The 26,264-nt window shown below is 69.5% G+C and carries 22 protein-coding genes and 2 pseudogenes; 17 read left to right on the top strand and 7 right to left on the bottom strand.

The features are described from left to right. The first annotated feature begins 10 nt into the window (after window positions 1–10). The 8 genes and pseudogenes from IDM45_RS10120 (at window position 11) to soxZ (ending at window position 8,713) form a co-directional block, all read left to right on the top strand. Window positions 11–1,315, top strand: coding sequence for a patatin-like phospholipase family protein (locus tag IDM45_RS10120; protein ID WP_209422726.1), 1,305 nt, complete (start codon window positions 11–13; stop codon window positions 1,313–1,315). Next, window positions 1,312–3,378, top strand: a complete 2,067-nt coding sequence (gene metG / locus IDM45_RS10125; protein ID WP_209422727.1) for a methionine--tRNA ligase — start codon at window positions 1,312–1,314, stop codon at window positions 3,376–3,378. Before IDM45_RS10120 ends, metG begins: the two co-directional genes overlap by 4 nt. A gap of 283 nt (window positions 3,379–3,661) precedes the next feature. After that, window positions 3,662–3,985: a c-type cytochrome gene (locus IDM45_RS10130; RefSeq protein WP_209422728.1), complete on the top strand. Its 324-nt coding sequence runs from the start codon at window positions 3,662–3,664 to the stop codon at window positions 3,983–3,985. Beyond that, window positions 3,985–5,256 (top strand): NAD(P)/FAD-dependent oxidoreductase, encoded by a 1,272-nt coding sequence (locus tag IDM45_RS10135; protein WP_209422729.1) that lies wholly within the window; start codon window positions 3,985–3,987, stop codon window positions 5,254–5,256. Before IDM45_RS10130 ends, IDM45_RS10135 begins: the two co-directional genes overlap by 1 nt. Window positions 5,257–5,428: 172 nt before the next feature. After that, the gene (locus tag IDM45_RS10140) at window positions 5,429–6,505 is read left to right on the top strand and encodes a YeeE/YedE thiosulfate transporter family protein (protein WP_209422730.1); all 1,077 of its coding nucleotides are present in this window, start codon (window positions 5,429–5,431) and stop codon (window positions 6,503–6,505) included. Further along, window positions 6,484–7,808: pseudogene (locus IDM45_RS10145) on the top strand (FAD-dependent oxidoreductase). Before IDM45_RS10140 ends, IDM45_RS10145 begins: the two are co-directional and overlap by 22 nt. Before the next feature lie 79 nt (window positions 7,809–7,887). Next, entirely contained in the window at window positions 7,888–8,370 is a 483-nt protein-coding gene (locus IDM45_RS10150) for a thiosulfate oxidation carrier protein SoxY (RefSeq protein ID WP_209422731.1), read from the top strand. Between the two features lie 13 nt (window positions 8,371–8,383). Then, window positions 8,384–8,713 carry a thiosulfate oxidation carrier complex protein SoxZ gene (gene soxZ, locus IDM45_RS10155; RefSeq protein WP_209422732.1) on the top strand — a complete coding sequence of 110 codons (330 nt, stop codon included), beginning with the start codon at window positions 8,384–8,386 and terminating at the stop codon, window positions 8,711–8,713. 64 nt (window positions 8,714–8,777) lie between these two features. Here soxZ and IDM45_RS17950 read toward each other — a convergent pair whose 3' ends face one another. The 5 genes from IDM45_RS17950 to IDM45_RS10180 form a co-directional block, all read right to left on the bottom strand. Then, the gene (locus IDM45_RS17950) at window positions 8,778–9,599 is read right to left on the bottom strand and encodes an MCP four helix bundle domain-containing protein (protein ID WP_209422733.1); all 822 of its coding nucleotides are present in this window, start codon (window positions 9,597–9,599) and stop codon (window positions 8,778–8,780) included. 125 nt (window positions 9,600–9,724) lie between these two features. Then, complete coding sequence (locus tag IDM45_RS10165) at window positions 9,725–11,008, bottom strand: TRAP transporter large permease (protein ID WP_209422734.1); 1,284 nt, start codon at window positions 11,006–11,008, stop codon at window positions 9,725–9,727. Then, window positions 11,005–11,715, bottom strand: coding sequence for a TRAP transporter small permease (locus IDM45_RS10170; protein ID WP_209424080.1), 711 nt, complete (start codon window positions 11,713–11,715; stop codon window positions 11,005–11,007). The genes IDM45_RS10165 and IDM45_RS10170 overlap by 4 nt, the downstream gene beginning before the upstream one ends. A 135-nt stretch (window positions 11,716–11,850) precedes the next feature. Continuing rightward, entirely contained in the window at window positions 11,851–12,855 is a 1,005-nt protein-coding gene (locus tag IDM45_RS10175; RefSeq protein ID WP_209422735.1) for a TRAP transporter substrate-binding protein, read from the bottom strand. 119 nt (window positions 12,856–12,974) lie between these two features. Beyond that, window positions 12,975–13,997: a DctP family TRAP transporter solute-binding subunit gene (locus IDM45_RS10180; RefSeq protein WP_209422736.1), complete on the bottom strand. Its 1,023-nt coding sequence runs from the start codon at window positions 13,995–13,997 to the stop codon at window positions 12,975–12,977. Between IDM45_RS10180 and IDM45_RS10185 the strand changes: the two genes are divergently transcribed. After that, window positions 13,996–16,134 (top strand): two-component system sensor histidine kinase NtrB, encoded by a 2,139-nt coding sequence (locus IDM45_RS10185; RefSeq protein ID WP_209422737.1) that lies wholly within the window; start codon window positions 13,996–13,998, stop codon window positions 16,132–16,134. The genes IDM45_RS10180 and IDM45_RS10185 overlap by 2 nt on opposite strands. Beyond that, window positions 16,131–16,784 carry a response regulator transcription factor gene (locus IDM45_RS10190; protein WP_209422738.1) on the top strand — a complete coding sequence of 218 codons (654 nt, stop codon included), beginning with the start codon at window positions 16,131–16,133 and terminating at the stop codon, window positions 16,782–16,784. The genes IDM45_RS10185 and IDM45_RS10190 overlap by 4 nt, the downstream gene beginning before the upstream one ends. A 162-nt stretch (window positions 16,785–16,946) precedes the next feature. Here IDM45_RS10190 and IDM45_RS10195 read toward each other — a convergent pair whose 3' ends face one another. Further along, complete coding sequence (locus IDM45_RS10195) at window positions 16,947–17,963, bottom strand: AraC family transcriptional regulator (protein ID WP_209422739.1); 1,017 nt, start codon at window positions 17,961–17,963, stop codon at window positions 16,947–16,949. Between the two features lie 132 nt (window positions 17,964–18,095). On the opposite strand from IDM45_RS10195, the gene IDM45_RS10200 reads away from it, so the two are divergent. The 3 genes from IDM45_RS10200 to IDM45_RS10210 all read left to right on the top strand — a co-directional run bounded on the left by IDM45_RS10200 (window position 18,096) and on the right by IDM45_RS10210 (window position 22,644). Then, window positions 18,096–19,721 carry an FAD-dependent oxidoreductase gene (locus IDM45_RS10200; RefSeq protein ID WP_209422740.1) on the top strand — a complete coding sequence of 542 codons (1,626 nt, stop codon included), beginning with the start codon at window positions 18,096–18,098 and terminating at the stop codon, window positions 19,719–19,721. Next, window positions 19,718–20,887: an L-lactate dehydrogenase gene (locus tag IDM45_RS10205; protein WP_209422741.1), complete on the top strand. Its 1,170-nt coding sequence runs from the start codon at window positions 19,718–19,720 to the stop codon at window positions 20,885–20,887. The genes IDM45_RS10200 and IDM45_RS10205 overlap by 4 nt, the downstream gene beginning before the upstream one ends. Window positions 20,888–20,985: 98 nt before the next feature. Then, window positions 20,986–22,644 carry an acetolactate synthase large subunit gene (locus tag IDM45_RS10210; RefSeq protein WP_209422742.1) on the top strand — a complete coding sequence of 553 codons (1,659 nt, stop codon included), beginning with the start codon at window positions 20,986–20,988 and terminating at the stop codon, window positions 22,642–22,644. Window positions 22,645–22,873: 229 nt separating this feature from the next. Here the strand turns inward: IDM45_RS10210 and IDM45_RS10215 are convergent, their stop codons facing one another. Continuing rightward, the gene (locus IDM45_RS10215) at window positions 22,874–23,392 is read right to left on the bottom strand and encodes an outer membrane protein assembly factor BamE (protein WP_209422743.1); all 519 of its coding nucleotides are present in this window, start codon (window positions 23,390–23,392) and stop codon (window positions 22,874–22,876) included. A 121-nt stretch (window positions 23,393–23,513) separates the two neighbouring features. On the opposite strand from IDM45_RS10215, the gene IDM45_RS10220 reads away from it, so the two are divergent. The 4 genes and pseudogenes from IDM45_RS10220 to nadB all read left to right on the top strand — a co-directional run bounded on the left by IDM45_RS10220 (window position 23,514) and on the right by nadB (window position 26,264). Beyond that, a complete protein-coding gene (locus tag IDM45_RS10220; protein ID WP_209422744.1) occupies window positions 23,514–23,717 on the top strand; it encodes a DUF3460 family protein in 204 nt (67 codons plus the stop codon). Between the two features lie 102 nt (window positions 23,718–23,819). Continuing rightward, complete coding sequence (locus tag IDM45_RS10225) at window positions 23,820–24,638, top strand: segregation and condensation protein A (RefSeq protein WP_209422745.1); 819 nt, start codon at window positions 23,820–23,822, stop codon at window positions 24,636–24,638. 31 nt (window positions 24,639–24,669) lie between these two features. Continuing rightward, window positions 24,670–24,954, top strand: a pseudogene (locus IDM45_RS18105) (FAD-dependent oxidoreductase); the annotation flags it as partial. Further along, the gene (gene nadB / locus IDM45_RS10230) at window positions 24,897–26,264 is read left to right on the top strand and encodes an L-aspartate oxidase (protein ID WP_325168964.1); all 1,368 of its coding nucleotides are present in this window, start codon (window positions 24,897–24,899) and stop codon (window positions 26,262–26,264) included. The pseudogene IDM45_RS18105 and the gene nadB, both read left to right, overlap by 58 nt.

The raw sequence follows: 26,264 nt of genomic DNA on the forward strand, positions 1-26,264 counted from the left end.
CAAACGCGCCATGCTCCCCCCTGCCAGTCCTGCCATCGCCCCTGCTGCGCACACCGGCCTGGTGCTGACCGGCGGCGGCGCCCGCGCGGCCTATCAGGTGGGCGTGCTACAGGCCGTGGCCGAGCTGCGCCGCGCGTGCGGGACGCAGCAGGCGCCCAATCCGTTCCCGATCCTGAGCGGCACCTCGGCAGGGGCCATCAATGCGGCGGCGCTGGCCTGCGCGGCGGATGATTTCGAGCTGGGCGTGCAGCGCATCGTGCAGGTCTGGAGCGACTTCCATGCGCAGCAGGTCTATCACGCCGACGCCATCCACATGCTGCGCAGCGGCGCACGCTGGCTGACGCTGATGTCGCTGGGCTGGATGCTGGCGCACTGGCGCTACACGCGGCCACGCTCACTGCTCAACAATGCCCCGCTGGGCCGGCTGTTGCATCAGATGGTGCCGCTGCAGCGCCTGCCGCAACTGCTGCAGGCCGGGCATCTGCAGGCGCTGGCGGTGACGGCGTCGAGCTACAGCTCGGGCGAGCACATCACCTTCTTCGACGCGCACGAGGACTTCCAGCCCTGGGTGCGCTCGCAGCGGCGCGCCTTGCATGTGCGCATCACGCACGAGCATCTGCTGGCATCCTCGGCCATCCCCTTCATCTTCCCGGCGCAGGCCGTCCACATCGACGGGCACCGCGAGTATTTTGGCGACGGCTCCATGCGCCAGACGGCGCCGGTGGCCCCGGCCATCCACCTGGGGGCGGCACGTCTGCTGGTCGTGGGCACCGGGCGCCAGGCCGACACGGTCAACGGCGGCGCCCGGCCCGTGCGCCGGCAGCCGCCGGGGCCGGCGCACTACCCGGCCCTGGGCCAGATCGCCGGCCATGCCCTGTCGAGCATCTTCCTGGACGCGCTGCCGGTCGATGTCGAGCGGCTGCTGCGCATCAACACCACGCTGTCGCTGATCCCCGAGGCTGCGCGCCAGGCCAGCCCGCTGCGCCCGGTGCAGCTGCTGTTCATCACGCCCAGCGAGTCCCTGGACGACATCGCCGGGCGCCATGTCGCACACCTGCCGGCCACGGTGCGCGCCCTGCTCAACACCCTGGGCGTGGGCGTCGGCGGCACTGGCCCCGGCCAGCGCGATGCGGCCCTGGCCAGCTATTTGCTGTTCGAGCGCAGCTTCACGCGCGAGTTGATCGCCCTGGGGCGCGCCGACACGCTGGCGCGGCGCGATGAAGTCTGCGCGTTCTTCGGCTGGGGCGCAGGCGGGTTTCCTAAAATGGCCGGTTTTCCGCGCAAGCCCCTGAAAGCCTCATCCGCCCCGCCATGACCGTCCGCAAGATTTTCGCCACCACCGCCCTGCCGTATGCCAACGGCAACTTCCACATCGGCCACATCATGGAATACATCCAGGCCGACACCTGGGTGCGGTACCAGAGAATGCAGGGCGCCGAGGTCAACTTCGTCGGCGCCGACGACGCACACGGCGCGCCCATCATGATCGCGGCGGAAAAAGCCGGCGTGACGCCGCAGCAGTTCGTGGCCGGCATCGCCGCCGGGCGCGCGCAGTACCTGGATGGCTTTCACATCGCCTTCGACAACTGGCACAGCACCGATGCGCCAGAGAACCACGAGCTGGCTCAGGCCATCTACCTGGACTTGAAAGCCGCCGGCCTGATCGAGACGCGCACCATCGAGCAGTTCTTCGACCCCGAGAAGAACATGTTCCTGCCCGACCGCTTCATCAAGGGCGAGTGTCCACGCTGCCACGCCAAGGATCAGTACGGCGACAACTGCGAGGTCTGCAGCGCCGTGTATGCGCCCACCGAGCTGATCAATCCCTACTCGGCCCTGTCGGGCGCCAAGCCGGTGCTCAAGTCCTCGGAGCACTTTTTCTTCAAGCTGTCCGATCCGCGCTGCGTGGAGTTCCTCAAGGAGTGGACGCAAAACGGTGAGCACGTGCAGCCCGAAGTGGCCGCCAAGATCCGCGAGTGGTTTGGCACACGCACCAACCCGGATGGCAGCACCAGCACCGGCCTGGATGACTGGGACATCTCGCGCGATGCGCCGTATTTCGGCATCGAGATCCCGGATGCGCCGGGCAAGTATTTCTACGTCTGGCTGGACGCGCCCGTGGGCTATCTGGCGTCGCTCAAGAACCTGCTGGAGCGCCGCGGCCAGGACTACGACGCCTACATGGCCGACCCGCAGCTGGAGCAGGTGCACTTCATCGGCAAGGACATCATCACCTTCCACACGCTGTTCTGGCCGGCCATGCTCAAGTTCAGCGGCAGGAAGACGCCCGACCGGATCTGCGTGCACGGCTTCATGACCGTGAACAACGGCGAAAAAATGAGCAAGAGCCGGGGCACCGGCCTGGATCCGCTGAAATACCTCAGCCTGGGCATGAACCCCGAGTGGCTGCGCTACTACCTGGGCGCCAAGCTCAACGGTCGCAATGAGGACATCGACTTCAACCCCGAGGATTTCATGGCGCGCGTCAATGCCGACCTGATCGGCAAGTACGTGAACATCGCCTCGCGCGCGGCGGGTTTCATCGCCAAGCGCTTCGGCGGCCAGCTGGGCCAGGTGAGTGCCGACGGCCAGGAGCTGCTGGCTGCCCTGCGCGTGCAGGCCGACGCCATCGCCCAGGCCTACGAAGCGCGCGACACCGCCCGCGCGGCGCGCGAGGTCATGCTGCTGTGCGACCGCGTGAACAGCTACGTGGACGCCAACAAGCCCTGGGAGCTGGCAAAGCAGGAAGGCATGGAGGCGCGCCTGCACGATGTGTGCAGCACCTGCATCGAGGCTTTCCGCCTGCTGACCGTCTACCTGAAACCCATGCTGCCGGTCGTCGCCGCGCAGGTGGAGGGCTTCCTGAACGTGGCGCCGCTGGCCTTTGCCGACACCCAGCGCCTGCTGGGCGCAGGCCACGCCATCGGCCAATACCAGCACCTGATGCAGCGCGTGACGGTGGAGCAGCTGGACGCCCTGTTCGCCCTGCCCGAGCCGGTGGTGGAAAAGGTGCTGCCAGGTGGAGAGGAAATTGCCCCCACCATCACCATCGACGACTTCGCCAAGGTTGACCTGCGCATCGCCAGGATCGTCGAATGCAAGGCCGTGGAAGGCTCGACCAAGCTGCTGCAGCTGACGCTGGATGCCGGCGAGGGCAAGACGCGCAACGTGTTCTCCGGCATCGCCAGCATGTACGCGCCCGAGCAGCTGACGGGCAAGCTCACCGTGCTGGTGGCCAACCTGGCGCCGCGCAAGATGAAGTTCGGCGTGTCCGAAGGCATGGTGCTGGCCGCCAGCCATGCCGACGAGAAAGCGCAGCCGGGCATCTACGTGCTGGAGCCCTTTGCCGGCGCTCAGCCGGGTATGCGCATCCACTGATCATCAAAAAAGTGAGCTGTCAGCGCTTGATACACAAGGGCTGGAGCCACTTTTGACCTATAAATCCCCCGGCGCCCCCGCGCCGGCGGCGTCTTGTAGAATCGCCCCCACTCAACAACTCCGCTTGTGCCGCGTGCCGGTCGAGAGGGATGCACCAGCCGGTGCAGCAGCGAGCCCTTCGGGCTCCACACAACGCCCAAGCACCTCGCTTGCCCACGTTGACTGCTCCGGTGCCGGGCCCCTGCGCTACCAGCGCCGGGCCTCTCGCATCCCAGGAGTCTGCATGCCCCCTCTCTTGCCGTCCTTGTACCGCGCCTTCTGGCTGGCGCTGCTGCTGGCATCGCCTTTTGCCAGCGCGCAGCCGGGCGCGCTGGACACCGCGGTGCTGGCCGGCACCTGCTTCAACTGCCACGGGCCCGACGGACGCTCCGCCGGCGCCCTCCCCAGCCTGCAGGGCCGCAGCCCCGCTGAACTGCGCCAGCGCCTGCACGCCTTTCAGCGCGGGCAGGCGCCGGACGCCACCGTGATGACACGGCTGATGAAGGGCTACGACGATGCGCAGATCGAGGCCCTGGCCCAGTGGTTCGCGCGCAAGGAGGGCCAGTGATGGCCGCAGCGCACCACCCTACCCGCCGCGCCGTGCTGGCCGGCGCCCTGGCCCTGCCCGCCCTGGTGCAGGCCCGTGCCGCATCGGCCCATGTGATCGTCGTGGGCGGAGGCTTCGGCGGCGCCACGGCGGCGCGCTACTTGCGCCGCCACGCCCCGGGCGTGCGCGTGACGCTCGTCGAGCCGGCGGAGCGCTTCTACACCTGCCCGTTCTCCAACCTGGTGCTGGCCGGCCTGCGCAGCTGGGACAGCATCGGCCACGGCTATGCCGGCCTGCGCGCCGCCGGCGTGGACGTAGTCCATGCCCGCGCCGAGGACGTGGACGCCAGCGCGCGCACGCTGCGCCTGTCCACCGGCCAGGTGCTGCGCTGGGACCGCCTGGTGCTCTCGCCCGGCGTGGACATGCGCTGGGACGCGCTGCAGGGCTATGGCGAAGCCGCCGCGCAGCGGGCCCCGCACGCCTGGAAGGCCGGCGAGCAGACGCTGCTGCTGCGCCGCCAGCTGCAGGCCATGGAGGACGGTGGCACGTTCGTGATGGCCATCCCCGACAACCCGTTTCGCTGCCCGCCCGGGCCGTATGAGCGGGCGGCGATGGTGGCGCACTACTTCAAGCAGCACAAGCCGCGCAGCAAGCTGCTGCTGCTGGACGCCAAGGACAGCTTCTCCAAGCAGGCGCTGTTCCAGCAGGGCTGGAAGGCGCTGTACGGCGACATGATCGAGTGGGTAGGCCAGAAGGACGACGGCCAGGTGATGCGCGTGGACGCCGCCCGGTTGGAGGTGGAAACCGCCTTCGGCACGCGCCACAAGGCCGCCGTGCTGAACGTCATCCCGCCGCAAAAGGCCGGCTTCATCGCCGAGCGCGCCGGCGTGACGGACGCCAGCGGCTGGGTGCCTGTCAAGGCCGAGAGCTTCGAGTCGCGCCAGGTGAGCGGCATCTACGCGTTGGGCGATGCGACCATCGCCGCGCCCATGCCCAAATCCGGCTTTGCGGCCAACACCCAGGGCAAGGTGGCCGCCGCCGCCATCGCCGCCGACCTGCTGGGCCTGCCCGCGCCCACGGCCAGCTACGCCAACACCTGCTACAGCCTGATCGGGCCGGGCTACGGCATCTCGGTGGCGGGCGTGTACCGCGCCGAGGGTGGCAAGCTGGTCGAGCCCGCAGGCTCGGGCGGCGTGAGTCCGCTGGATGGCAATGCGGATTACCGCGCGGCGGAAGCGCGCTACGGCGAGGCCTGGTACGCCGCCATCTCCGCCGACATCTGGGGTAGGTAGATGAACATCCCCCTGAGGCGCTGCGCGCCTTCCCCCCTCTCTCGCATCGCTGCGCGCTGCGGGAAGGGGGACATCGCCAGCGCGGCGAGGCGGCCCTTGCGCGGCGGCCGCTGGCCTGGCGCGCGCCTGCCCCAACAGTCTTGCGCGGTGCGCAGCGCAGGGGGGTACTGACATGCTGCTGTGGGCCGGATTCCTGCTGGGCTGCGCCTTCGGCGTCGCGGCTCGGTTGGGGCGTTTTTGCCTGGCGCGCGGCCTGCGCGAGTGGCACGGGCGACCCGTGGACGGTGCGCCGGCGCTGCAGGCCTTCGCCCTGGCCCTGGCCGTGGCGCTGCTGGCCTCGCAGACGCTGGCCTGGGCCGGCCTGGTGGATCTGGGCGCGGCGCAGGTCGTGCGAGCCAAGTTTTCCGTGCCCGGCGTGCTGCTGGGCGGCCTGCTGTTTGGCGCCGGCATGGCGCTGGCGCGCAACTGCGGCGCGCGCGCCCTGGTGCTGCTGGCTGGCGGCAATCTGCGCGCGCTGGTGACCCTGCTGTGCCTGGGCCTGGCAGCGCAGGCCACGCTGACCGGTGTGCTGGCCCCGCTGCGCCAGGCGCTGCAGGGTTGGGGCATGGTCGCCCTGGCGCAGGCCACGCTGCCCGGGCAACTGGCCGCCCTGGGCCTGCCGGCGGGCGCCGCCATTCTGTGCGCCGCCGCCGTGCCGGCGCTGGCGCTGCTTGGCTTTGCGCTGTGGCGCCCTGCGCTGCGCCACCAGCCCCTGCAGCTGCTGTGCGCCGCCGCCATCGGCGCGCTGGTGGCGGCCGGCTGGTGGATCACCGCCCAGGTCGGCGTGGACCCGTTCGAGCCCGCGCCCCTCACTTCGCTGAGCTTCATCGGCCCGGTGGCCGAGGGCCTGCTGTTCCTGCAGCTGGCCGTGGGCCGCGCACCCAGCCTGGGGCCGGCCATCGTGGCCGGTACGCTGGCGGGGGCGGCCGCCGCCGCGCTGATCACGCGCAGCGCGCGCTGGGAGGGCTTTGACAGCCCGAGGCGCCTGGCCGCCTCGGCCTGCGGCGGGCTGCTGATGGGCTTTGGCGGCGTGCTGGCCGTGGGCTGCTCCATCGGCCAGGGCCTGTCGGGCCTGTCCACGCTGGCACTGGCAAGTCTGCCCGCGTGCCTGGGCATCGCCGCGGGCGCCCTGGGCATGCTGCGCCTGCAATCTTTTTTCTCGTCAACCCACACGGAGGGAGCCTCGTCATGCAACGCCGCCATTTCCTGATCACCCCGCCCGCCCTGGCCCTGGGCGCCGCGGCCGGCCCCGTGCTGGCCGCGCCGGCCGTCATCTCCGCGCAGTCGCGCATCCTGCCGCGCCGCGGCAAGGGCCCGCGCATCGTGATTTGCGGTGGCGGCTGGGGCGGCCTGACGGCCGCGCGCTACCTGCGCGAGCAGATCCCCGATGCTGATGTGGTGGTGCTGGAGCGCAACGCCACCTTCTGGTCTGGCCCGATGAGCAACAAGTGGCTCATCGACATCGTGAACACCGACTTCGTGCAGCACGACATGCTGCGCCCGGCCAACAAGTACGGCTACACGCTGCTGCAGACTGAGGTAACGGGCTTCGAGCGCGACAAGAAGCTGGTGCGCACCGGCCATGGCCTGGTCGAGTACGACTACCTCATCCTGTCGGGCGGCATCCGCGACGCCTGGGACGCCTGGTTCGGCGACGACCAGCGCGCCATCGACCACACGCGCGCGCACTTTGCCAGCGCCTACATCCCCAACCAGCAGATGTTCGCGCTCAAGCAGCGCGTGAAGGATTTCAAGGGCGGCACGCTGGTCATGACGCTGCCCCCCCGCCGCACCGCTGCCCGCCCTCGCCCTACGAGCGCGCCTGCCTGATTGCCTCGCACATCAAGAAGAACAAGATCCCGGGCAAGATCGTGATCCTGGACCCCAAGCCCAAGATCGCCCCCATCGGCATGGGCTACAAGCAGGCCTTCGACGAGCTGTACCCGGACATCATCACCCACGTGCCCAACGCGCGCGTGCAGGAGGTCGATCCGTTCGCCAAGCGCATCAAGACCACGGCCGGCGAGCTGAAGTTCGACGAGGCCATCCTGATGCCGCCGCACCAGGCCGCCGACATGGTTTGGCACGCCGGCCTGATCGGCAAGGACGCGGCCACCGGCAAGCCTACCGGCTGGGCCGACATGCACCCGCGCCTGTTCCACGCCCACAGCGACGACAGCGTGTACTTCGTGGGCGACCTGATGGGCGCCATCTCGCCGCAGTTCGGCCACTACCCCAAGAGCGCGCACGTGGCCAACTACATCGGCCAGATCGTCGCCAAGTACATCGCCCAGCGCGTGGCGGGCCAGGAGGTCAAGCCGCTCTTGCCCGACAACCTGTGCTACATGATGGTCAACACCGAGCCGCAGGAAGAAATCTCGGTCAAGTTCGAGTACGAGGTGGACGCCACGGGCCAGGTCATCCAGAACCAGATCGACATGGACGTGCGCTCCGCCGACCTGGTGAAGGAAGACTTTGCCTGGGCGCGCTCCAAGTTCGCGGATTTCTTGTGACACCCCCCTGAGCCGCTGCGCGGCGTCTGCTGGCATGGCGTAGTGCCTGTTTTCAACCGAGCTTTCTCACATCACCGACATGCAACGACATCCTTCCCGCCGCGCGCTGATGGCTGCCGGCGCGGCGCTGGCCCTGCCGGGCGCGGCGCTGGCGCAGGCGCAGAGCAAGGCGCCGCTGGCTGACGCCCTGGCGCCCAACCCGGCGGCGTTCCGCAAGGCCATGGCCGACTTCACGCAGGGGCACGTGGCGCAGGCCGAGGGCCTGCTGCTGGACGTGCCCACGCTGGCCGACAACCCCGGCGCCGTGCCGGTGAAAGTGAAGGTGACCTTGCCCATCACCGAGCAGGACTGGTGCGAGGAGATCATCGTGCTGGCCGACCTGAACCCCTCGCCGCTGGCCTGCCGGCTGCAGTTCACGGCGGCCGCCGGCACGGCCGAGGCCGCGGTGCGAGTGCGCCTGTCGCAGTCGCAGACCCTCCACGCCCTGGCCCGCATGAAGAGCGGCCAGCTGCTGGCCGCCAGCCAGGCCGTCACCGTGGCCGCCAGCGGCTGCGGCATGTAACCAGGAGCCCCGCATGGACCGGAAACCACCCCGCGTCTGGATCAGCAACGCCAGCCCGAAGGCCGGCGAGGTGCTGCGTGTGCGCGCCCAGATCGAACACGTCATGGAAAGCGGCCTGCGCAGCGACGGCGCCGGCAAGATCCGCCCACGCAACATCGTCACGCGCTTCGAGGCGCGCCTGGGCGATGCACTGCTGTTCGCCTGGGAGCCTGGCATCTCCGTGGCGCAGAACCCCTACATCGAGTTCACCTTCGTGGCGCGCACCAGCGGCGAGCTGAAGCTGCTGTGGAAGGACGATGCGGGCCAGAGCACCAGCGCCTCCAAAGCCATTACGGTGGCCTGAGGCGCCCTCAAGTTTTAAGCATCAAAAAGGCCTCCAGCGCTTACCAATCAAGCGCTGGCAGCTATCAATTCGATAGTCTCAGCAAGCCGGCGGATGTGGCCTGAGCCTCGTCCACCCGGAACACCGCCACGGCGTTCACCAGCTCCTGCGCCTGGCTGCCCAGGCTGCCGGCCGACGCCGCCACCTGCTCCACCAGCGCGGCGTTTTGCTGGGTGACGTAGTCCATCTGCGCAATGGCCTCGCCGATCTGCGCCACGCCGGCGCGCTGCTCGTCGCTGGCGCGGCTGATCTCCCCCATGAGCGCCGTGGCGCGGGCAATCGCCGCCACCACCTCGTGCATGGTGGCGCCGGTGGCCTGCTTCAGCTGGCCCTGCTGCTGCGCCAGCAGCGCGTCGATGGCACCCAGGTAGGCCTGCTGCGCCGGGTGCATCTTCTCGACCAGCAGCTCCTTGGCGTCGAACACCTGGCCCGAGGCGGACAGGTCGCGTGCCTCTTCCTGCAGCGGCTCGTAGGCCTGGCGCGCGGCCTGCACCCGGGCCAGCGCGGCCTCGGCGGCCGCGTCGCCCGCCAGCAGCTGCTGCAGCCCGGCGAAGCGTTGTGCGATGCGCTGCTGCGTGCGCTGGATGCGCTCGTCCTCGGCGCGGATCGCGGCGCCGTCGCTCATCAGGATCATGTTGCGCACGCTGGTGCCGATGACCTGCACGTCCTCCTTGATGGCGTTGGCCGCCACCATGCGCGGCATGCGCGTGCCCGCCACGTCGCCGAACAGCCCGGTCATGGCCGACAGCTGCACCCACACCGCCGCCACCATGGCCAGCACCATCAGCCCCAGCAGGGCAAAGCCCAGCACCAGGCGGGAAGAAATTCGCAGATCGTCGATTCGCATGGCGTGCCGGCCGCCCGCGCCCTGCAGGGGATCGGACCACAAGGAAGTTTCAAGAGAAGTGCAAGGCAAAGCGCCGGCAGGAGCCGGCGCTTGCTGCCCTCGCTTCGGAAGGGCTCAGAGAGGTGTCAGAGCATGCCCAACATGCGCGGGAACCACAGGCTCAGCTCGGGCACGTAGGTGACCACGACCAGGAAGCCCAGCATGGCCAGCAGCCACGGCCAGACGGCCACGGTGAGCTCGGTGATGCCCATCTTGGTGATGCCCGAGGCCACGTACAGGTTCAGGCCTACGGGCGGGTGGCACATGCCGACTTCCATGTTGACCACCATGATGATGCCGAAGTGGATGGGATCGATGCCCAGCTTCATGGCCACCGGGAACAGGATGGGCGCGAAGATCAGCATGATGGACGACGGCTCCATGAAGTTGCCGGCAATCAAGAGGATCACGTTCACCGCCAGCAGGAAGGCGATCACGCCCAGGCCGTTGCCCAGCATCCAGTCGGCCAGCGCCTGCGGGATGTTCTCGTTGGTCATGATGAAGCTGAACAGCACCGCGTTGGTGATGATGTACAGCAGCATGGCGCTCATGTTGGCCGAGGACAGCAGCACGCGCGGCACGTCCTTGAGGCCCATGTCCTTGTAGATGAACACGGCCACGATGAAGGCATAGACGGCGCTCATGGCAGCGGCTTCGGTCGGCGTGAAGATGCCGGCGTAGATGCCGCCCATGACCACGATGATCAGAAACAGCCCCCAGGCCGACTTGCGAAACGCCGTCCAGCGCTCACCCCAGGACGCCTTGGGCAGACGCGGGTAGTTGTACTTGCGTGCGCGAAAGTAGGTCACGCCGCCCAGCACCAGGGCCAGCACCAGGCCCGGCACCACGCCGGCCATGAAGAGCGCGCCCACCGAGGTATTGGTCGCCACGGCATACATCACCATGACGATGGACGGCGGGATCAGGATGCCTAAAGCGCCCGAAGTGGTGATGACTCCCGCGCCGAAGCGGTTGGGAAAGCCCGCCTTGACCATGGCCGGCAGCAAGATGGAGCCGATTGCCACCACCGTGGCCGGGCTGGAGCCCGACACTGCCGCAAACAGCGCGCAGGCCAGCACGCCGCCCAGGCCCAGGCCACCGTACCAGTGCCCGACCATGGCGGTGGCGAAGTTGATCATGCGCCGCGCCACGCCGCCGTGCGTGAGGAAGTTGCCCGCCAGGATGAAGAACGGGATCGCCATGATCTCGAACTTCTCGATGCCGGTGAACAGCTTGAGCGCCACCGACTCCAGCGGCACGTCGGTGAAGCCGAACAGGAAGGTGAGAACCGTCAGGCCCAGCGAGATGGACACCGGCATACCGGTGAGCATCAGCGCCGCGAGGATGAAGAAGATGATGGCGGCGTTCACTTGCGCTCTCCTGCGTTGCGGTCTGCATTCCTGCCGCCCGGGCCGGGGCGGTCTTCATCGGGGTGCAGGTTGTCCTGCAGGCTGTAGAACTCGGTGTTCTGCGCCGCTCCCTCCTCGGGCGTCTCCTCCAGGCCCTCGACGTGGCCGTGGTCGTGGTGCGGCAGCTCGCCGGTGCGGATGAAGCCCCACATCACCTGCAGGAAGCGAAAGCACATCAGGCCGCTGCCCAGCGGAATGGCGCTGTAGACCGTCCAGGTCGGCCACTCCAGGTCGGGCGTGGTGGGGCCTTCGATCAGCTCCTCCACGTTCAGCCCCAGGAAGTTGAAGATGGCGTAGTGCGCGCCGTTGTCCCAGACGAAGGTGGCGCCCATGATGGCCACGATGCCGGTGAACAGCGCGCCCGCGCCCATGCCGAAGATGATGAACTTGCCGCGCGCGCTCTTGCCCATGCGGTTGATGAACACGTCCACGCCCACGTGGATGCCGGTGCGCACGCCGTAGGCCGCGCCGAACTTGGCCATCCACACGAACATGATGATGGTCAGCTCCTGCGCCCAGGTCATGTTGATGGACAGCAGCCAGTCCTGCAGGCCCGGGATGGCATAGCCGGCGGTGTAACGGTGCAGCACCGCGACGAAGACGATGAGCGTGGCAGCGCCCATCAAGAAGGTGATCAGCCACTCTTCCAGGTGATCGAGGATTTTCATCATGGTTTTCTCCGCTCAGGAGGTCGGGCGCGGTACGTGGGTACGGCAAAGGCGCCTGCAAAGGGCGCCTTGGTGTTCCACCGGGGCGCTGCGCTGCGCCCCGGGAATGTGGTTGCCAGATCGGCTCAGGTCAGATCACAGCTTCTTGGGATCGAAGCCGGTAGCCTTGTACACGTCCTGGATGATTTCCTTGCCGATGCGGCCGGACATCTTGTCGTGTACCGGCACCAGGGCCTTCTTCAGCGCGGCGCGCTCCTCGGGCGTGGGCGTGTAGATGGTGGTCTTGCCGCTCTTCTTCACTGCCTCCAGCGACTGGTCGTTCTCGTCCTGGGCAATCTGGTTGGCATACGCCGTGGCCTGGCGCATGGCGTCCTCCAGCTGGCCGCGCACGGTGGCATCCAGGCCATCCCAGAACTTCTTGTTGACGATGACCGCATAGCCCAGGTAGCCGTGGTTGGTCATGGACAGGTGCTTTTGCACCTCGTGCATCTTCTGCGTGTAGAAATTGGACGGCGGGTTCTCGGTGGCGTCCACGACGCCGGTCTGCAGCGCCTGGTAGGTCTCGCCGAAGGCAATCACCTGGGGGATGCCGCCCAGGGCGCGGATTTCCTCCTCCAGCACCTTGGACGACTGGATGCGGTATTTGAGGCCCTTGTAGTCGGTCACGGCGTGCAGCGGCTTGTTGGCCGAGAAGACCTTGAAGCCGTTGTCCCAGAAGGCCAGGCCGGTGATGCCGCGCGTCTGCAGCTTCTTCATCAGCTTGGCGCCCACTTCGCCGGTGGTGACCTTGTGCAGATCGTCGCGGTTGTCGAAGATGAAGGGCAGGTCGAAGACCTCGAACTCCTTGACGCCCAGCGGGCCGAACTTGGCCAGCGACGGCGCCAGCATCTGCACCGAGCCCAGCTGCAGCGCTTCCATCTCTTCCTTGTCCTTGTACAGGGCGCTGTTGGCATAGACCTCGACCTTGACCTTGCCCTGGGTCAATTCACCAGCCTTCTTGGCGAAGAACTCGGCCGCCTTGCCCTTGGGCGTGTCCTGGGCCACGACGTGGCTGAACTTGATCACCGTTTGCGCGTGGGCAACGGTGGCGCCCACGGCCAGCAGGGCGCAGGCCAGGGTGGTCTTGAGGGAAAAACGCATGAGGGTCTCCTGTACGAAATGTTGCATGACGCAACGCACTGTAGGGAAACCGCCCATGCGGGGTAACTGTGGCGTTCCACAGCTAGGGTTAACCCGCATACAACGGTGCTGCTGCAGTTTCAGACAGACGCCGCAGCCGCACCCCGGATGCGGCGTATCCACTCCTCGCCGATGCGCGCCGCCAGACCCTCATGGACGCTGCGCGTGGCGTGGCGCAGGCGCTGGCGCTGCACGGCGTCCAGCTCATGCACACGCGTGGCGCTGCTGGCGCGCAGGGCCGCCAAATCCTGCTCGTTGGCACGCTGGGCCATGGCGCTGCCCCAGGCCAGGGATTCGGCCAGCGCCTGGCCGATCAGCGCCCGGTCGCCCGGCGCCAGCTGGCGCCAGAAGCGCTCATGCACCACGATGCAGTAGCCCAGATAGCCATGCGCCGTCAGGCTCATGTCGGTCTGCACCTGGTGCATGTTCTGCGTCCAGAAGTTGGAGATCGGGTTTTCCGTGCCATCGACCACGCGCGCGGCCAGCGCCCGGCGCGTCTCGCCAAAGGACAGCACCACAGGCCGCGCACCCAGGGCGCGCATCTGGTGCGCAATCACGCGCGAGGACTGGATGCGCACGCGCAGGCCGACAAAGTCCTCGGGCGCCAGCAGCGGGCGGTTGGCGCTCATGTGCTTGAAGCCGTTGTCCAGATAGCCCAGCCCGACCAGGCGCTGGCGTGCCAGCAGGGCCAGCAGCTCCTGGCCCACGGCGCCCTGCTTGACGCGCTGCACCTGCTCGGCATCGTCGAACAGGAAGGGCAGGTCGAACAGCTCGAACTCGGGAAAGCCGATCGGCCCGAACTTGGACAGCGAGGGCGCCAGCATGTCCACCGCGCCCAGCTGCAGCGCCTGCATCTCGTCCTCGTCGCCGTACAGCAGCGAATTGGGGTGGATCACGACCTGGATGTCACCCTGGCTGAGAGCCTGCACGCGCTCGCGGAAATGCTCCAGCGCCAGCCCCTTGGGCGTCTGCTGCGCCACGACGTGCGACAGGCGCAGCGTCACGCGCGCCCGGCCCGCTGCCGCCGCCGCTGCGCCCAGGCGCGGCAGCGCCGCCAGGCCCAGGGCCTGCACCAGACGGCGGCGGGTGGCAGCAGCTTGCATGGTGACTATTATCTGGACGCCGTTTTGCCCCTGCCCTGCGCGCCCTGCGCCGAGCGCCCTGCCGTTTGCCGCCGTGCCCCTGAGCCAACCACCCCCAGCCGAAGATTTCGCGCTGCTGCACGCCAGCACGCGCCACCTGCCCGACCGCAGCCGCTGGACAGTGCTGTGGATGATGGGTCTGGCGGTGCTGATCGTGGCCGCAGTGGTCACCCTGGGCTGGTACCTGAACCGCTTCGAGAGCGAGGAAGAGGAGCGCCGCCAGGGTGCGGATGCGCAATGGCTGGAGCAAAGCGTGCAGTTCCACTTTCGCCGCCTGGAGAGCGACGTGGCCCAGCTGGCGCGCCAGGCCGCCCTGCACCCGCACGCCCCGGACGCCGCCGGGCCGGACGCCGCCCGCGAGTCCGCGCCCGACAGCGAGCCAGCCGGCCTGCTGCTGCGCGCCCCCGGGGTGGTGACGGCGCGCGCCTGGCTGGCCAGCGAAGGCCGCAGCAGCGGCGACGTGGCCATCTGGCAGGCCGACGTGCTGCGCCACGAGGCCAACCAGCAGGCGCTGCAGACACTGGAGGACATCGCCCACGGCCTGCGCCGCGCCAGCTACGCCGGCCCCATGCAGCGCGAGGACGGCAGCAGCACCGACCTGCTGTGGCTGGCCGTGCCCTACTTCGACGGCGCACGCATGATCGGCATGTACGCGGTACAGCTGGCCATGCGCGAAGCGGTCGATGCCCTGCTGCCGCCGTGGTTCGCGCAAAAGCAGGGCGTGCGCCTGGTGGTCGATGCCGACCAGGCAGCACTGGCGCCGGCGGCGGGGCGCCAGCCGGCGCCCTACCGCACCGTGATGAACCTGCCCGGAGCCGACCTGCTGCTGGAAGTCGTGCCGCAGGGGCCACAGGCCTCTGCCGTGCCGCGCGTGTTCTTCGTGGTGGCGCTGATGTTCCTGGTGGGGATGCTGGCGGCGCTGGCCGCGCTGCGGCGCGACTTCGGCAAGCGCCAGCAGGTGCAGCAGCGCCTGCAAGCCGAAGTGGCGCTGCGCACCGCCATGGAGCGCTCGGTCACCATCGGGATGCGCGCCTGGGACATGGATGGGCGCATCCTGTACGTCAACCAGGCCTTTTGCACCATGCTCGGCTACCGCAGCGAGGAGTTGCGCGGCACAAGCGCCCCGCTGCCCTATTGGCCACCTGAGCAGACGGCGCAACTGGCGGCGCTGCACGAGGCGGTCATCCGCCACGGCACCCAGGGCCAGGGCGTGGAGGCGCAGTTCCGCCACCGCAGCGGCCACCTGGTGGACGTGCTGATCCACGAAGCGCCCCTGACCGCCGCCGACGGCACGCAGATCGGCTGGATGAGCTCCATCCTGGACATCAGCGAGAGAAAGCGCGCCCAGCGCCTGGCCGCCTCGCAGCAGGAAAAGCTCGAAGCCTCGGCGCGCCTGGTGGCCGTGGGCGAGGTGGCCTCGACGCTGGCGCACGAGCTCAACCAGCCCCTGGGCGCGCTGGCCAGCTTTGCCAACGGCCTGGTCAACCGGCTGGCGCGCGGCAGCATCCCGCCGGACGAGCTGGCCGCCGTAGCCCAGCGCATGGCCCGCCTGGCCGAGCGCGCCGGCGGCGTGACCCAGCGCGTCAACGCCTTTGCCCGCCGGCGCGAGCTAAACCTCAGGCGCCTGGATCTGGTGGCGCTGGTGCGCCGCGCCGCCGCCAACCTCCAGGACGACGCCAGGGCCGCACTGCAGCTGCTGCTGCCGTCCGCCCCCGTGTGGGTGCAGGGCGACGAGCTGCTGCTGGAGCACCTGATCCACAACCTGTGCAGCAACGCCCTGGACTGGGCCCGGCGCGGCGGGCGCACGCCGCAGGTGCAGCTGCGCCTGGCCCTGAGCGCCGACACGCCGCAGCAGGCCTGCCTGGCCGTGGCCGACAGCGGCCCGGGCGTGCCCGAGGAGGCGCAAACGCGCATCTTCGACGCCTTCTACAGCACCAAGGACGGCGGCATGGGCATGGGCCTGGCGATCTGCCGCTCCATCGCCGAGGCGCACCACGGGCGTATCCTCGTGGGCCACGACGCGCTGCTGGGCGGCGCGCTGTTCACTGCCGAGCTGCCGCTGGCGCCGGCCTGCACCTCCTTTGCTTCGACCGCATGACCTCCGCGCCCCTGCACGCCGTGGACATCCACATCGTTGACGACGACGCCGACGTGCGCGACGGCCTGGCCTGGCTGTTCGACTCGCGCGGCTGGCAGACACGCACCTGGGCCGGCGGCCCCGAATTGCTGGCCGCCGTGCAGCCAAGCGTGGCCAGCGGCGACTGGGGCCTGGCTGTGGTGCTGCTGGACGTGCGTATGCAGCCGCTGTCCGGGCCGCTGACCTTCGAGCAGCTCAAACGCCTGGGCTGCCCCTGGCCGGTACTGTTCCTGACCGGGCATGGCGACGTCGGCACGGCCGTGGAGGCAGTCAAGAACGGCGCCTGGGATTTTCTGGAAAAGCCCTTCCAGGACAACATGCTGGTCGATCGCGTCGAGCAGGCCATGCAGGCCGCGCTGCGCGCGAGCGACGCCGAGCGCGAGGCGCAGCGCCTGCGCCAGGCGCTGGCCTCCCTGAGTCCGCGCGAGCGCGAGGTGCTGGGGGAGCTGCTGCGCGGGCACTACAACAAGAACATCGCCGAGCACCTGGGCATCACCGCGCGCACAGTGGAGTTCCACCGCGCCAACATCTTCGAGAAGATGGGCGTGGAGTCGGCCATCGAGCTGGCGCACAAGCTGGGGCGGCTGGCGCCCTGGGGCGAGGGGCATTGAGGCGCTCCTGAAACAGGAGCTATCAACGCTTGCTGCACAAGGGCTTTAGCGGTTTTTGACTCATATTTTCCGAACCGCAGTACGGCACCTCCGTATTCTGACGAAAATCGCCCCAAACCCTTGTCTGGCAAGCGCTGGCAGCTATCAAAAAAAGCGATTGCCTCAAGGCTCCACGTCCTGCCGCTGCCGCCATTGCCCCGGCGTGCAGCCCGTCCAGCGCCGGAAGGCGCGCCAGAACACCGCCGGCTCGGCGTAGCCCAGCGACTGGCCGATCTCCGCCAGGCTGCGGCTGCCGTCTGCGGCGGCGGCCAGTGCCAGTTCGCGCCGCGCCTGGTCGAGCAGCCCGGAAAAGCTCAGGCCGGCATCCTTCATGCGCCGCGCCAGGGTGCGCTCGCTGATCAGCAGCACCCGCGCCGCCTGGGCGCGCGTGGGCAGCTGCGCCGACTGCAGCTCGGCCAGCAGCCAGGCGCGCAGCTCCTGCGCCAGCTGCGGCCCACTGCCCAGTGCGGCCAGCCGCGCCGCCGCATCGCGGCCATGCAGGCGCTGGGCGCGGGCGTCGGCGCGCGGCAGGGGGGCGTCCAGCACGGCGTTGGCGAGCAGCACGCCGCTGAAGGCCTGCTCGAAGCGCACCGGGCAATCGAATGCCGCCCGGTAGCCCGCCAGCGGCCCCAGGCGCGGCTGGCTGAACTGCACCACCAGCGGCTGCACCGGCAGGCCGCGCACCCAGCCGGCAAAGCTGACCACCGCCGCCAGCACGGCCTCGATCTGGTGCGGGCTGAAGGCCAGGCTGCCCTGGCGCGGGTGATAGACCAGCCAACTGGCCTCGGCCCCGGCCACGGCCTGAAAGCGCCCACCATCGCTGATCAGGCGCTGGTAGCGCTGCACGGCGGCAATCGCCTGGCGCAGCGTGGGCGAGGCTGCCAGTAGCCGGCTGATGGCGGCAAAGCTGTGCGGCCCGACGTGCTGGCCGGCCTTGAGGCCAAAGCCCGCATCCTGCGTCATCAGCGCCGCCGCACGCCACAGCCGGGTGATGTGGTCGATGGGCCAGCGCTCGCGCGCCAGCTCCTCGGCGGCAATGCCGGCGCGCGCCAGCAGATCGGTGCGCGCCACGCCCTGGCGCTCGGCGGCGCCCAGCACCGTGTCCACCCAGTTCATGGAGACCGTGGCCTGCAAGGTCAAGGTTCGTGTCCTGCAAAGTCAATCGCAGCGGGATGATAGGCCGTACTCTTGCGCCAGCGCGCCGGGGCAGGTGGCCCAGACAGGTTTCGCCGCCATGCCCGCCAGAGCGCACAGCCCGAGGAGACACACGACATGAATTCCCCCGTGCAAGCCGACGTATTGGTGGTCGGCGGCGGCCTGGCCGGCATCGTCTGCGCCCTGCAGGCCCTGCGCGCCGGCCAGCGCGTGGCGCTGGTCGATCGCGACACGCCCGAGCGCTTCGGCGGCCTGGCGCTGTGGGCCTTTGGCGGCATGGCGCTGATCGGCACGCCGCTGCAGGCCAAGATGAAAATCCCCGACAGCCCCGAGCGCGCCCTGGCCGACTGGCTGCGCTTTGGCGAGCTGGACAGCCTCGCCAACCCGCACGCCCTGGCCTGGGCGCGGCACTACGTCGAGCACTCGCGCACGCAGGTCTATGACTGGCTGCTCTCGCAGGGCCTGAAATTCATGCCCGCCGTGAACTGGGTCGAGCGCGGGCGCCTGGGCGACGGCAACAGCCTGCCGCGCTACCACATCGTCTGGGGCACCTCGCGGCGGCTGACGCTGCGCATGATCGAGCTGCTGCAAGGCGCCGGCAGTGGCGGGCGGCTGACGCTGTTGCACCGCCACCGCGTCACCCGGCTCGACCACGAGGGCGGGCGCATTCGCGGCGCCGCGGCCATCGACGAGGCCAGCGGCGGCGAGGTGCGCCTGCGCGCCGATGTGGTGGTGCTGGCCACCGGCGGCATCAACGGCGGCCATGAAAAGACGCGCGCCAACTGGCCGCAAGGCCGCCCGCTGCCGCGCACCATGCTCAACGGCGCCCACCCCTTTGCCGATGGCGCGCTGCACCACGCCGCTGCGGCCCTGGGCGCCAGCATCCGCAATGCCGGCGAGATGTGGAACTACGCCGCCGGCTTTCCCCACCCGCAGCCGCACTTCGAGGGCCACGGCCTGTCGGCCATCCCGTGCAAATCGGCGCTGTGGCTGGATCACACGGGCCGGCGCATCGGCCCCGAGCCGCTGGTCACGGGCTTTGACACGCACTGGCTGTGCCGGCGCGTGGCCGAGCAGGAGCAGCCCTGGACGTGGCACCTGCTGAACTGGCGCATCGCCGCCAAGGAATTTGCCATCTCCGGCGCCGAGCACAACCAGCGCATCCGCGACATGCAGTTTCCGCTGTTCGTCAAGGAAACCCTGCTGGGCAACCATCGCCTGGTGCGCCAGATGCAGCAGGAAAGCCCGCATTTCCTGGTGGACGACACGCTGGCTGGCCTGGCCGCCAGGATGAACCAGCTCACCGGCGGCCAGCACATCCGGCCTGAGACACTGCAGGCCACGGCCGATGCCTTCGACGCCAACTTCGCCGCCGGCGCCAGCCTCAAGCTGCACAACGACGACCAGATCCGCCGCATCCTGCACGCGCGCCAGTGGCCACCGGACAAGCTGCGCACCTGCGCGCCGGCGCCGCTGCAAAAGCCCGGCGCCGGCCCCTTCATCGCCATCCACATGCAGCTGATCACGCGCAAGAGCCTGGGCGGGCTGGCCACCGACTTGCAAAGCCGGGTGCTCGATGGCACGGGCAGCCCCATCGCCGGCCTGTACGCCGTGGGCGAGGCAGCGGGTTTTGGCGGCGGCGGCGCCAGTGGCCGGCGCTCGCTGGAGGGCACCTTCCTGCCCGGCTGCATCCTGACGGCGCGGGCGGCGGCGGCCAGCATTACCGGCAAGGCCGTGTCATGAAAGCCCTGAGCTACCCGGCCACCGCCCTGGACTGGCGCGAGCGCGCGCGCCGGCGCCTGCCGCGCTTTCTGTTCGACTACCTCGATGGCGGCGCCAGTGCCGAGCAGACGCTGGCAGCCAACGTGCAGGACTTCTGCCACGCCCGCCTGCGCCAGCGCGTGCTGGTCGATGTCGGCGCCGTGGACACGCGCACCCGGCTGGCCGGGCAGGACTGCGCCATGCCGCTGGCGCTGGCCCCGGTCGGCCTGGCCGGCATGATGGCGCGCCGGGGCGAGGCGCAGGCCATGCGCGCAGCCAGCAGCGCCGGCCTGCCCTTCACCCTGTCCACGGTGGGCATCTGCGCGCTGGATGAAGTCTGCGCCGCCGCGCTGACCGGCAGCCCACCGCCGTGGTTCCAGCTGTACATGCTGCGCGAGCGCGCCGCCGTGCGCGCGCTGCTGGACAAGGCCTGGCAACTGGGCTGCCGCACGCTGGTCTTCACCGTCGATCTGCCCGCCACCGGCCCGCGCCTGCGCGACGTGCGCAACGGCCTGGCGCACAGCGGTGCGCGCGCCGGCCTGCTGCGCGCCGCGCAGGTGCTGGCGCGCCCGCGCTGGGCCTGGGACGTGGCGCTGCGCGGCAAGCCGCTCACTTTCGGCTGCCTGACCGAACAGGTGCCCGGCGGGCGCGACCTGAACGCCTTCAAGGCCTGGGTGGACGCGCAGTTCGACCCCACGGTGAGCTGGCGCGACATCGACTGGCTGCGCCAGCACTGGCGCGGGCGGCTGCTGCTCAAGGGCATCCTGGACGCGCAGGACGCGCGCGCCGCGCTGGACAGCGGCGCCGACGGCATCGTGGTGTCCAACCACGGCGGGCGCCAGCTCGACGGCGTGCCCTCGACCATCGCCGCGCTGCCGGCGATTGCCGCTGCCGTGGGCGGGCGCACCGAAGTGCTGCTCGACGGCGGCGTGCGAAGTGGCACCGATGTCTTCAAGGCGCTGGCCCTGGGCGCGCACGGCGTGCTGATCGGGCGCGCCTGGATCTGGGCGCTGGCCGGCGGCGGCGAGGCCGCTGTGCGCCAGCTGCTGGCGCTTTGGCAGCGCGAATTCGAGCTGGCCATGATGCTCACCGGCGTCACCTGCGTGGCCGACATTGGCGCCGCGCAACTGGAGTCCGGGTCTGCCTGAAAAAAATAGTCAAATATGGCTCAAACCCTTGTGTATCAAGCGCTGATAGCTATGTTTTCAGCAGCAAAACCCAACCCTTGCAGCGGAAGGATTTCGCCATGAACGGCGCCCAAGCCCTGATCAAGACCCTGGCCGATGCCGGCATCGAGGTCTGCTTCTCCAACCCCGGCACCAGCGAGATGCACTTCGTCGCCGCGCTGGACACCGAGCCCCGGATGCGCGCCGTCCTGGCCCTGTTCGAGGGCGTGGCCACCGGCGCCGCCGACGGCTACGCGCGCATGGCCGGCAAGCCCGCCGCCACGCTCTTGCACCTGGGCTGCGGCCTGGGCAACGGCCTGGCCAACCTACACAACGCCCGCAAAGGCAAGGTGCCGGTGCTCAACATCGTCGGCGACCACGCCACGCACCACATGCGCTACGACGCCCAGTTGCAGTCCGACATCGAAACGGTGGCGCGCAACGTTTCGCCCGACTTCGTGCGCACCAGCATGAGCACCGCCGAGCTGTGCCGCGACGCCGCCGAGGCGCTCACTGCCTGCATGGGCCCGCCGGGTGGCGTGGCCACGCTGATCCTGCCCGCCGACGTGTCCTGGGGCGAGGGCGGCGTGCCGCAGACCTGCCTGCCGCCGCCTCCGGCCCCGGCAGCCGACGCAGCGCGCGTGCAGGCCATCGCGCGTGCGCTGGCCGCCAGCGGCAAAAAGACCGCCTTGCTGCTGGGCGGCCGGGCGCTGCGGGATGGCATGTTGCAAAACCTCTCGCGCATCGCCCAGCACACCGGCGCACGCCTGTTTGCCGAAGTGTTTCCGACGCGCATGGAGCGCGGCGCCGGCCTGCCGCACGTCGAGCGCATCGCCTATCTGGCCGAGCTGGCGTCGGTACAGCTGTCGGGCCTGGAGCATCTGATCCTGGTCGATGCCAAGTCGCCCGTATCGTTCTTCGCCTACCCCGGCAAGGACAGCGACCTGGTGCCGCGCGGCTGCCAGGTACACACCCTGGCCGCGCCGCATGAGGACGTGGCCGCCAGCGTGCAGCGCCTGCTGGACGCCACCGGCGCGCAGGCCGCGCAGCCGCTCTTGCAAGCGCCCCGGCGCCCCGAGCTGCCGCAGGGCAAGTTCACCGCCGACAAGGTCTGCAAGGCCATTGGCCACCTGCTGCCCGAGCGCGCCATCATCATGGACGAGGCGCAGACCAGCGGCATCATGCTGCCCATGTTCACCGCCGGCAGCCCGCGCCACGACCTGCTGACGCTCACCGGCGGGGCGATTGGCCAGGCCTTGCCCTGCGCCGTGGGCGCGGCCATCGCCTGCCCGGATCGCAAGGTGCTGGCGCTGTCGGGCGACGGCTCGGCCATGTACAACCTGCAGGCGCTGTGGACGATGGCGCGCGAGCGGCTCGATGTGGTGAGCATCATCTTCAACAACCGCTCCTACGCCATCCTGAACGTCGAGCTGCAGCGCGTGGGCGCCGAGGGCGCGGGCGAGAAGGCGCGCAGCCAGCTCGACATCGGCACGCCGGCGCTGGACTTCGTGCAGCTGGCCGGCGGCATGGGCGTGCCGGCGCGGCGCGCCACGACTACCGAGGATTTCGTGCAGGCGCTGGCGCACGCCCTGCGCACGCCCGGCCCGCACCTGATCGAGGCTGTGGTGCCGCCCACGCTCACGGGCCTGAAGCTGCGCGTGCTGCCACACCTGCTGGGCTCGCTCAAGCGCCTGCCGGGGCCGCTGGCGCAGGCGCTCAAGCGCGGCATCGCGCCGTAAGAGCGTGTTTACGATCTCCGCGCGCAGGGGCGCGGGTGCGGATCGGGATGGGCTGCCAGGCGCAAACCGCAGCGATAGCCCGTGCTATCGCGAGGATTTGCAACGCCGCAGACCGCCCGAGGCCGCGCTCGCGCACCCGCGCGGGGATCGTAAACACGCTCTAAGAGGGTTGTGCGTCTGGCGTTGGGCGTTTGGCGGGGCAGTCCGCACGGCGCCCAGCGCCCAACGCTCACGGCCCGTCGTGCAGGCGCTCGCTGGCGCCGCTGCGCAGCACCCGGCCCGTGGCGGCGTCGAAGACCACGGTGAAGATCATGTCGCGCCCCGGGCCGTCGCTCCAGTACCAGTCCCACTCGGTCTGCTGCTTGAGCTCGTAGGTCATGCGCTTGGCCGGCAGGCCCAGCAGGCGGCGCACGCGCTCTTCGGTCATGCCGGGCTGGATTTTGTCGAAGTGGTGCGGCGCCAGCACCTGCTGCAGCGCGCTCATGCGGCCGTCCGCCCCGATGGTGATCATGTAGTTGCGCCGCCCAGCCGGCTGGCGGTTGTATTCCAGCGTGTGCGCGCCGCCCTCCTCGGGCCAGATGCGGTCGGGCTGGCCAAAGCGCTCGCGCACCTGGGCCTCGGTGGACAGGCCTTCCTCCAGCTCGCGGATGCGCTGCTCGTCGCAGCCAGCCAGGCCCAGGCCTGCCAGGGTGGTCAGCGCGGCCAGGGCTGCTGTGCCGGCGCGCTTGATCCAGGGGGTTGACGCCATGGTTTGCTCTCTTCGATGCGGGCGCCGGCGCGGCAGGTGCGCTGGCTAGAATGCCCGGTTGCCGTGAATGTAGCCCGAGAGGCCACCCGGTCTTTCCCCACCCCCTTGCCATCCAAGCGCCATGTCCTTCTTCCGCCGCCCCGACTACCAGTCCGAAGCCACGCAGTTCATCAACCAGCTCAAGGCCCAGCGCCCCGAGCTGGACACCCAGCAGCAGGCTGGGCGCGCGCTGCTGTGGGACAAGCCGGTCGATCGCGACCTGTGGGACGACTACAAGGCTGGCCGCGTGGCGCAGCAGCCCTACGTCTATCAGACGCACGGCTGACGATCGGTGGTGCAGCGCTGCCGGCCTGCCCTTCAAGAGTAATGAAGAAATACGGCTCAAACCCTTGTCTGACAAGCGCTGTCAGCTATTGATATAATAGCAATGCAAACCGCCACCGACGCCCCGCCCGAGGTGGTCGATCAAGTCGCCCTGGCGCGCCTGTACGGCGAGCCGCTGTTTGCGCTGCCACAGGACTTGTACATCCCGCCCGATGCGCTGGAAGTCTTCCTGGAGGCCTTTGAAGGCCCGCTGGATCTGCTGCTGTACCTGATCCGCAAGCAAAATTTCAACATCCTGGACATCCCCATGGTGGATGTCACGCGCCAGTACCTGGGCTATGTCGAGGAGATCCGCAGCCGCAACCTGGAGCTGGCCGCCGAATACCTGCTCATGGCGGCGCTGCTGATCGAGATCAAGTCGCGCATGTTGCTGCCCCCGCGCCGCCAGGAGGGCGCAGCCGAGCCTGAAGACCCGCGCGCCGAGCTGGTGCGCCGGCTGCTCGAATACGAGCAGATGAAGCTGGCCGGCCAGCAGCTGCACGCCCTGCCGCAGTTCGGGCGCGACGTGCTGGCGGCGCGCGTACACATCGAGCAAAGCCGGCTGCTGCGCCTGCCGGACGTCGAGGCGGGCGAGTTGCAGCAGGCCTGGGCCGACATCCTGCGCCGCGCCCGGCTGGTGCAGCACCACCGCATCACGCGCGAGGAGCTGTCGGTGCGCGAATACATGAGCCATGTGCTCAAGCGCCTGCAGGGCCGGCGCTTCACGCCCTTCGAGGATTTGTTCGAGCCGGCGCGCGGCAGCACGGTGCTGGTCGTGACCTTCATCGCCCTGCTGGAGCTGGCCAAGGAAACCCTGGTCGAGATCACCCAGGCCGAAGCCTTTGCGCCCATCTACGTGCGCCTGGCCTACACCCCCGCCTGATGCCGGGCGCGCCCACCCTTCCATCCTCCCCATGAACCGCCAACACCACGACTTCGATGTCCTGATCGTCGGCAGCGGCCTGGCTGGCCTGACGGCCGCGCTGCAGCTCAGCCCCACCCACCGCGTCGCCGTGCTGACCAAGCGCGCCCTGCCCGACGGCGCCAGCAGCTGGGCGCAGGGTGGCATCGCTGCCGTGCTGGCGCCGGACGACAGCTTCGAGGCCCACGTGCGCGACACCGTGGTGGCCGGCGCCGGCCTGTGCGACCTGGGCGCAACGCGCGCCGTGGTCGAGGGCGCGCCCGAGTGCATCGCCTGGCTGCAGCAGCTGGGCGTGCCGTTTTCCGGCGAGGGCGGGCAGCTGCACCTGACGCGCGAGGGCGGGCACAGCGCGCGGCGCGTCGTCCATGCCCAGGACGCCACGGGGCGGCGGTGCAGCGCACGCTGATCGAGGCGGTGCGCGCCACGCCGAACATCCAGGTTTTCGAGCAGCACACGCTGGTCGATGTCATCACGGCGCGCAAGCTGGGGCTGCAGGGCGGCCAGCGCTGCCTGGGCCTGTATGCGCTCGATGAGGCCACCGACCGGGTGGCCACCTTCCGCGCCCCGCACACCATCCTGGCCACGGGCGGGGCGGGCAAGGTCTATCTGTACACCACCAACCCCGACACGGCCACGGGCGACGGCATCGCCACCGCCTGGCGCGCCGGCTGCCGCGTGGCGAATCTGGAGTTCATCCAGTTCCACCCGACCTGCCTGTACCACCCGCAGGCCAAGTCCTTTCTGATCACCGAGGCGGTGCGCGGCGAGGGCGGGCGGCTGTTGCTGCCGGAATCTGCGGGCGGTACGCGCTTCATGCCGCAGCACGACGCACGCGCCGAGCTGGCCCCGCGCGACGTGGTGGCGCGCGCCATCGACTTCGAGATGAAAAAGCGTGGCCTGGACTGCGTGTATCTGGACATCTCGCACCAGGGCCGGGATTTCATCCTGGAGCACTTTCCCAACATCGCCGCGCGCTGCGCCGAGCTGGGGCTGGACATCACACGCCAGCCCATCCCCGTGGTGCCAGCGGCGCACTACACCTGCGGCGGCGTGCTCACCGACCTGGCCGGGCGCACCGACATCCCCGGCCTGTACGCCATTGGCGAGACCGCCTGCACCGGGCTGCACGGCGCCAACCGGCTGGCCAGCAACTCGCTGCTGGAGTGCATGGTGCTGGCACGTGCCGCCGCTGCCCACATCGCACAAGACAGCGCCAAGGCGCTTGCCGCCCTGCCCGCCTGGGACGACAGCCAGGTCACGGACGCCGACGAGTGCGTGGTCATCTCGCACAACTGGGAGGAGCTGCGCCGCTTCATGTGGGACTACGTGGGCATAGTGCGCACCGACAAGCGCCTGGAGCGCGCGGCGCACCGCATCGCGCTCTTGCAGGGCGAGATAGACGAGTTCTACGCCAATTTCCACGTCTCGCGCGACTTGCTGGAGCTGCGCAACCTGGTGCAGGTGGCCGAGCTGATCGTCAAAAGCGCCCAACTGCGCCGCGAGAGTCGTGGCCTGCACTACAGCCGCGACTGGCCCGAACTGGCGGCGCCAGCCGCACCCACCATCCTGGTGCCGCCGGCGCATTGA

Origin of the sequence: Melaminivora jejuensis (assembly GCF_017811175.1) — a bacterium.
GTDB lineage: Bacteria > Pseudomonadota > Gammaproteobacteria > Burkholderiales > Burkholderiaceae_C > Melaminivora > Melaminivora jejuensis.

What these genes read in the sequence shown, in the direction of transcription:
- IDM45_RS10120 (WP_209422726.1), top strand. Translation starts at nt 11, where the DNA reads ATGCTCCCCCCTGCCAGTCCTGCCATCGCCCCTGCTGCGCACACCGGC.
- metG (WP_209422727.1), top strand. Translation starts at nt 1,312, where the DNA reads ATGACCGTCCGCAAGATTTTCGCCACCACCGCCCTGCCGTATGCCAAC.
- IDM45_RS10130 (WP_209422728.1), top strand. Translation starts at nt 3,662, where the DNA reads ATGCCCCCTCTCTTGCCGTCCTTGTACCGCGCCTTCTGGCTGGCGCTG.
- IDM45_RS10135 (WP_209422729.1), top strand. Translation starts at nt 3,985, where the DNA reads ATGGCCGCAGCGCACCACCCTACCCGCCGCGCCGTGCTGGCCGGCGCC.
- IDM45_RS10140 (WP_209422730.1), top strand. Translation starts at nt 5,429, where the DNA reads ATGCTGCTGTGGGCCGGATTCCTGCTGGGCTGCGCCTTCGGCGTCGCG.
- IDM45_RS10150 (WP_209422731.1), top strand. Translation starts at nt 7,888, where the DNA reads ATGCAACGACATCCTTCCCGCCGCGCGCTGATGGCTGCCGGCGCGGCG.
- soxZ (WP_209422732.1), top strand. Translation starts at nt 8,384, where the DNA reads ATGGACCGGAAACCACCCCGCGTCTGGATCAGCAACGCCAGCCCGAAG.
- IDM45_RS17950 (WP_209422733.1), bottom strand. Translation starts at nt 9,599, where the DNA reads ATGCGAATCGACGATCTGCGAATTTCTTCCCGCCTGGTGCTGGGCTTT.
- IDM45_RS10170 (WP_209424080.1), bottom strand. Translation starts at nt 11,715, where the DNA reads ATGAAAATCCTCGATCACCTGGAAGAGTGGCTGATCACCTTCTTGATG.
- IDM45_RS10175 (WP_209422735.1), bottom strand. Translation starts at nt 12,855, where the DNA reads ATGCGTTTTTCCCTCAAGACCACCCTGGCCTGCGCCCTGCTGGCCGTG.
- IDM45_RS10185 (WP_209422737.1), top strand. Translation starts at nt 13,996, where the DNA reads ATGGTGACTATTATCTGGACGCCGTTTTGCCCCTGCCCTGCGCGCCCT.
- IDM45_RS10180 (WP_209422736.1), bottom strand. Translation starts at nt 13,997, where the DNA reads ATGCAAGCTGCTGCCACCCGCCGCCGTCTGGTGCAGGCCCTGGGCCTG.
- IDM45_RS10190 (WP_209422738.1), top strand. Translation starts at nt 16,131, where the DNA reads ATGACCTCCGCGCCCCTGCACGCCGTGGACATCCACATCGTTGACGAC.
- IDM45_RS10200 (WP_209422740.1), top strand. Translation starts at nt 18,096, where the DNA reads ATGAATTCCCCCGTGCAAGCCGACGTATTGGTGGTCGGCGGCGGCCTG.
- IDM45_RS10205 (WP_209422741.1), top strand. Translation starts at nt 19,718, where the DNA reads ATGAAAGCCCTGAGCTACCCGGCCACCGCCCTGGACTGGCGCGAGCGC.
- IDM45_RS10210 (WP_209422742.1), top strand. Translation starts at nt 20,986, where the DNA reads ATGAACGGCGCCCAAGCCCTGATCAAGACCCTGGCCGATGCCGGCATC.
- IDM45_RS10215 (WP_209422743.1), bottom strand. Translation starts at nt 23,392, where the DNA reads ATGGCGTCAACCCCCTGGATCAAGCGCGCCGGCACAGCAGCCCTGGCC.
- IDM45_RS10220 (WP_209422744.1), top strand. Translation starts at nt 23,514, where the DNA reads ATGTCCTTCTTCCGCCGCCCCGACTACCAGTCCGAAGCCACGCAGTTC.
- IDM45_RS10225 (WP_209422745.1), top strand. Translation starts at nt 23,820, where the DNA reads ATGCAAACCGCCACCGACGCCCCGCCCGAGGTGGTCGATCAAGTCGCC.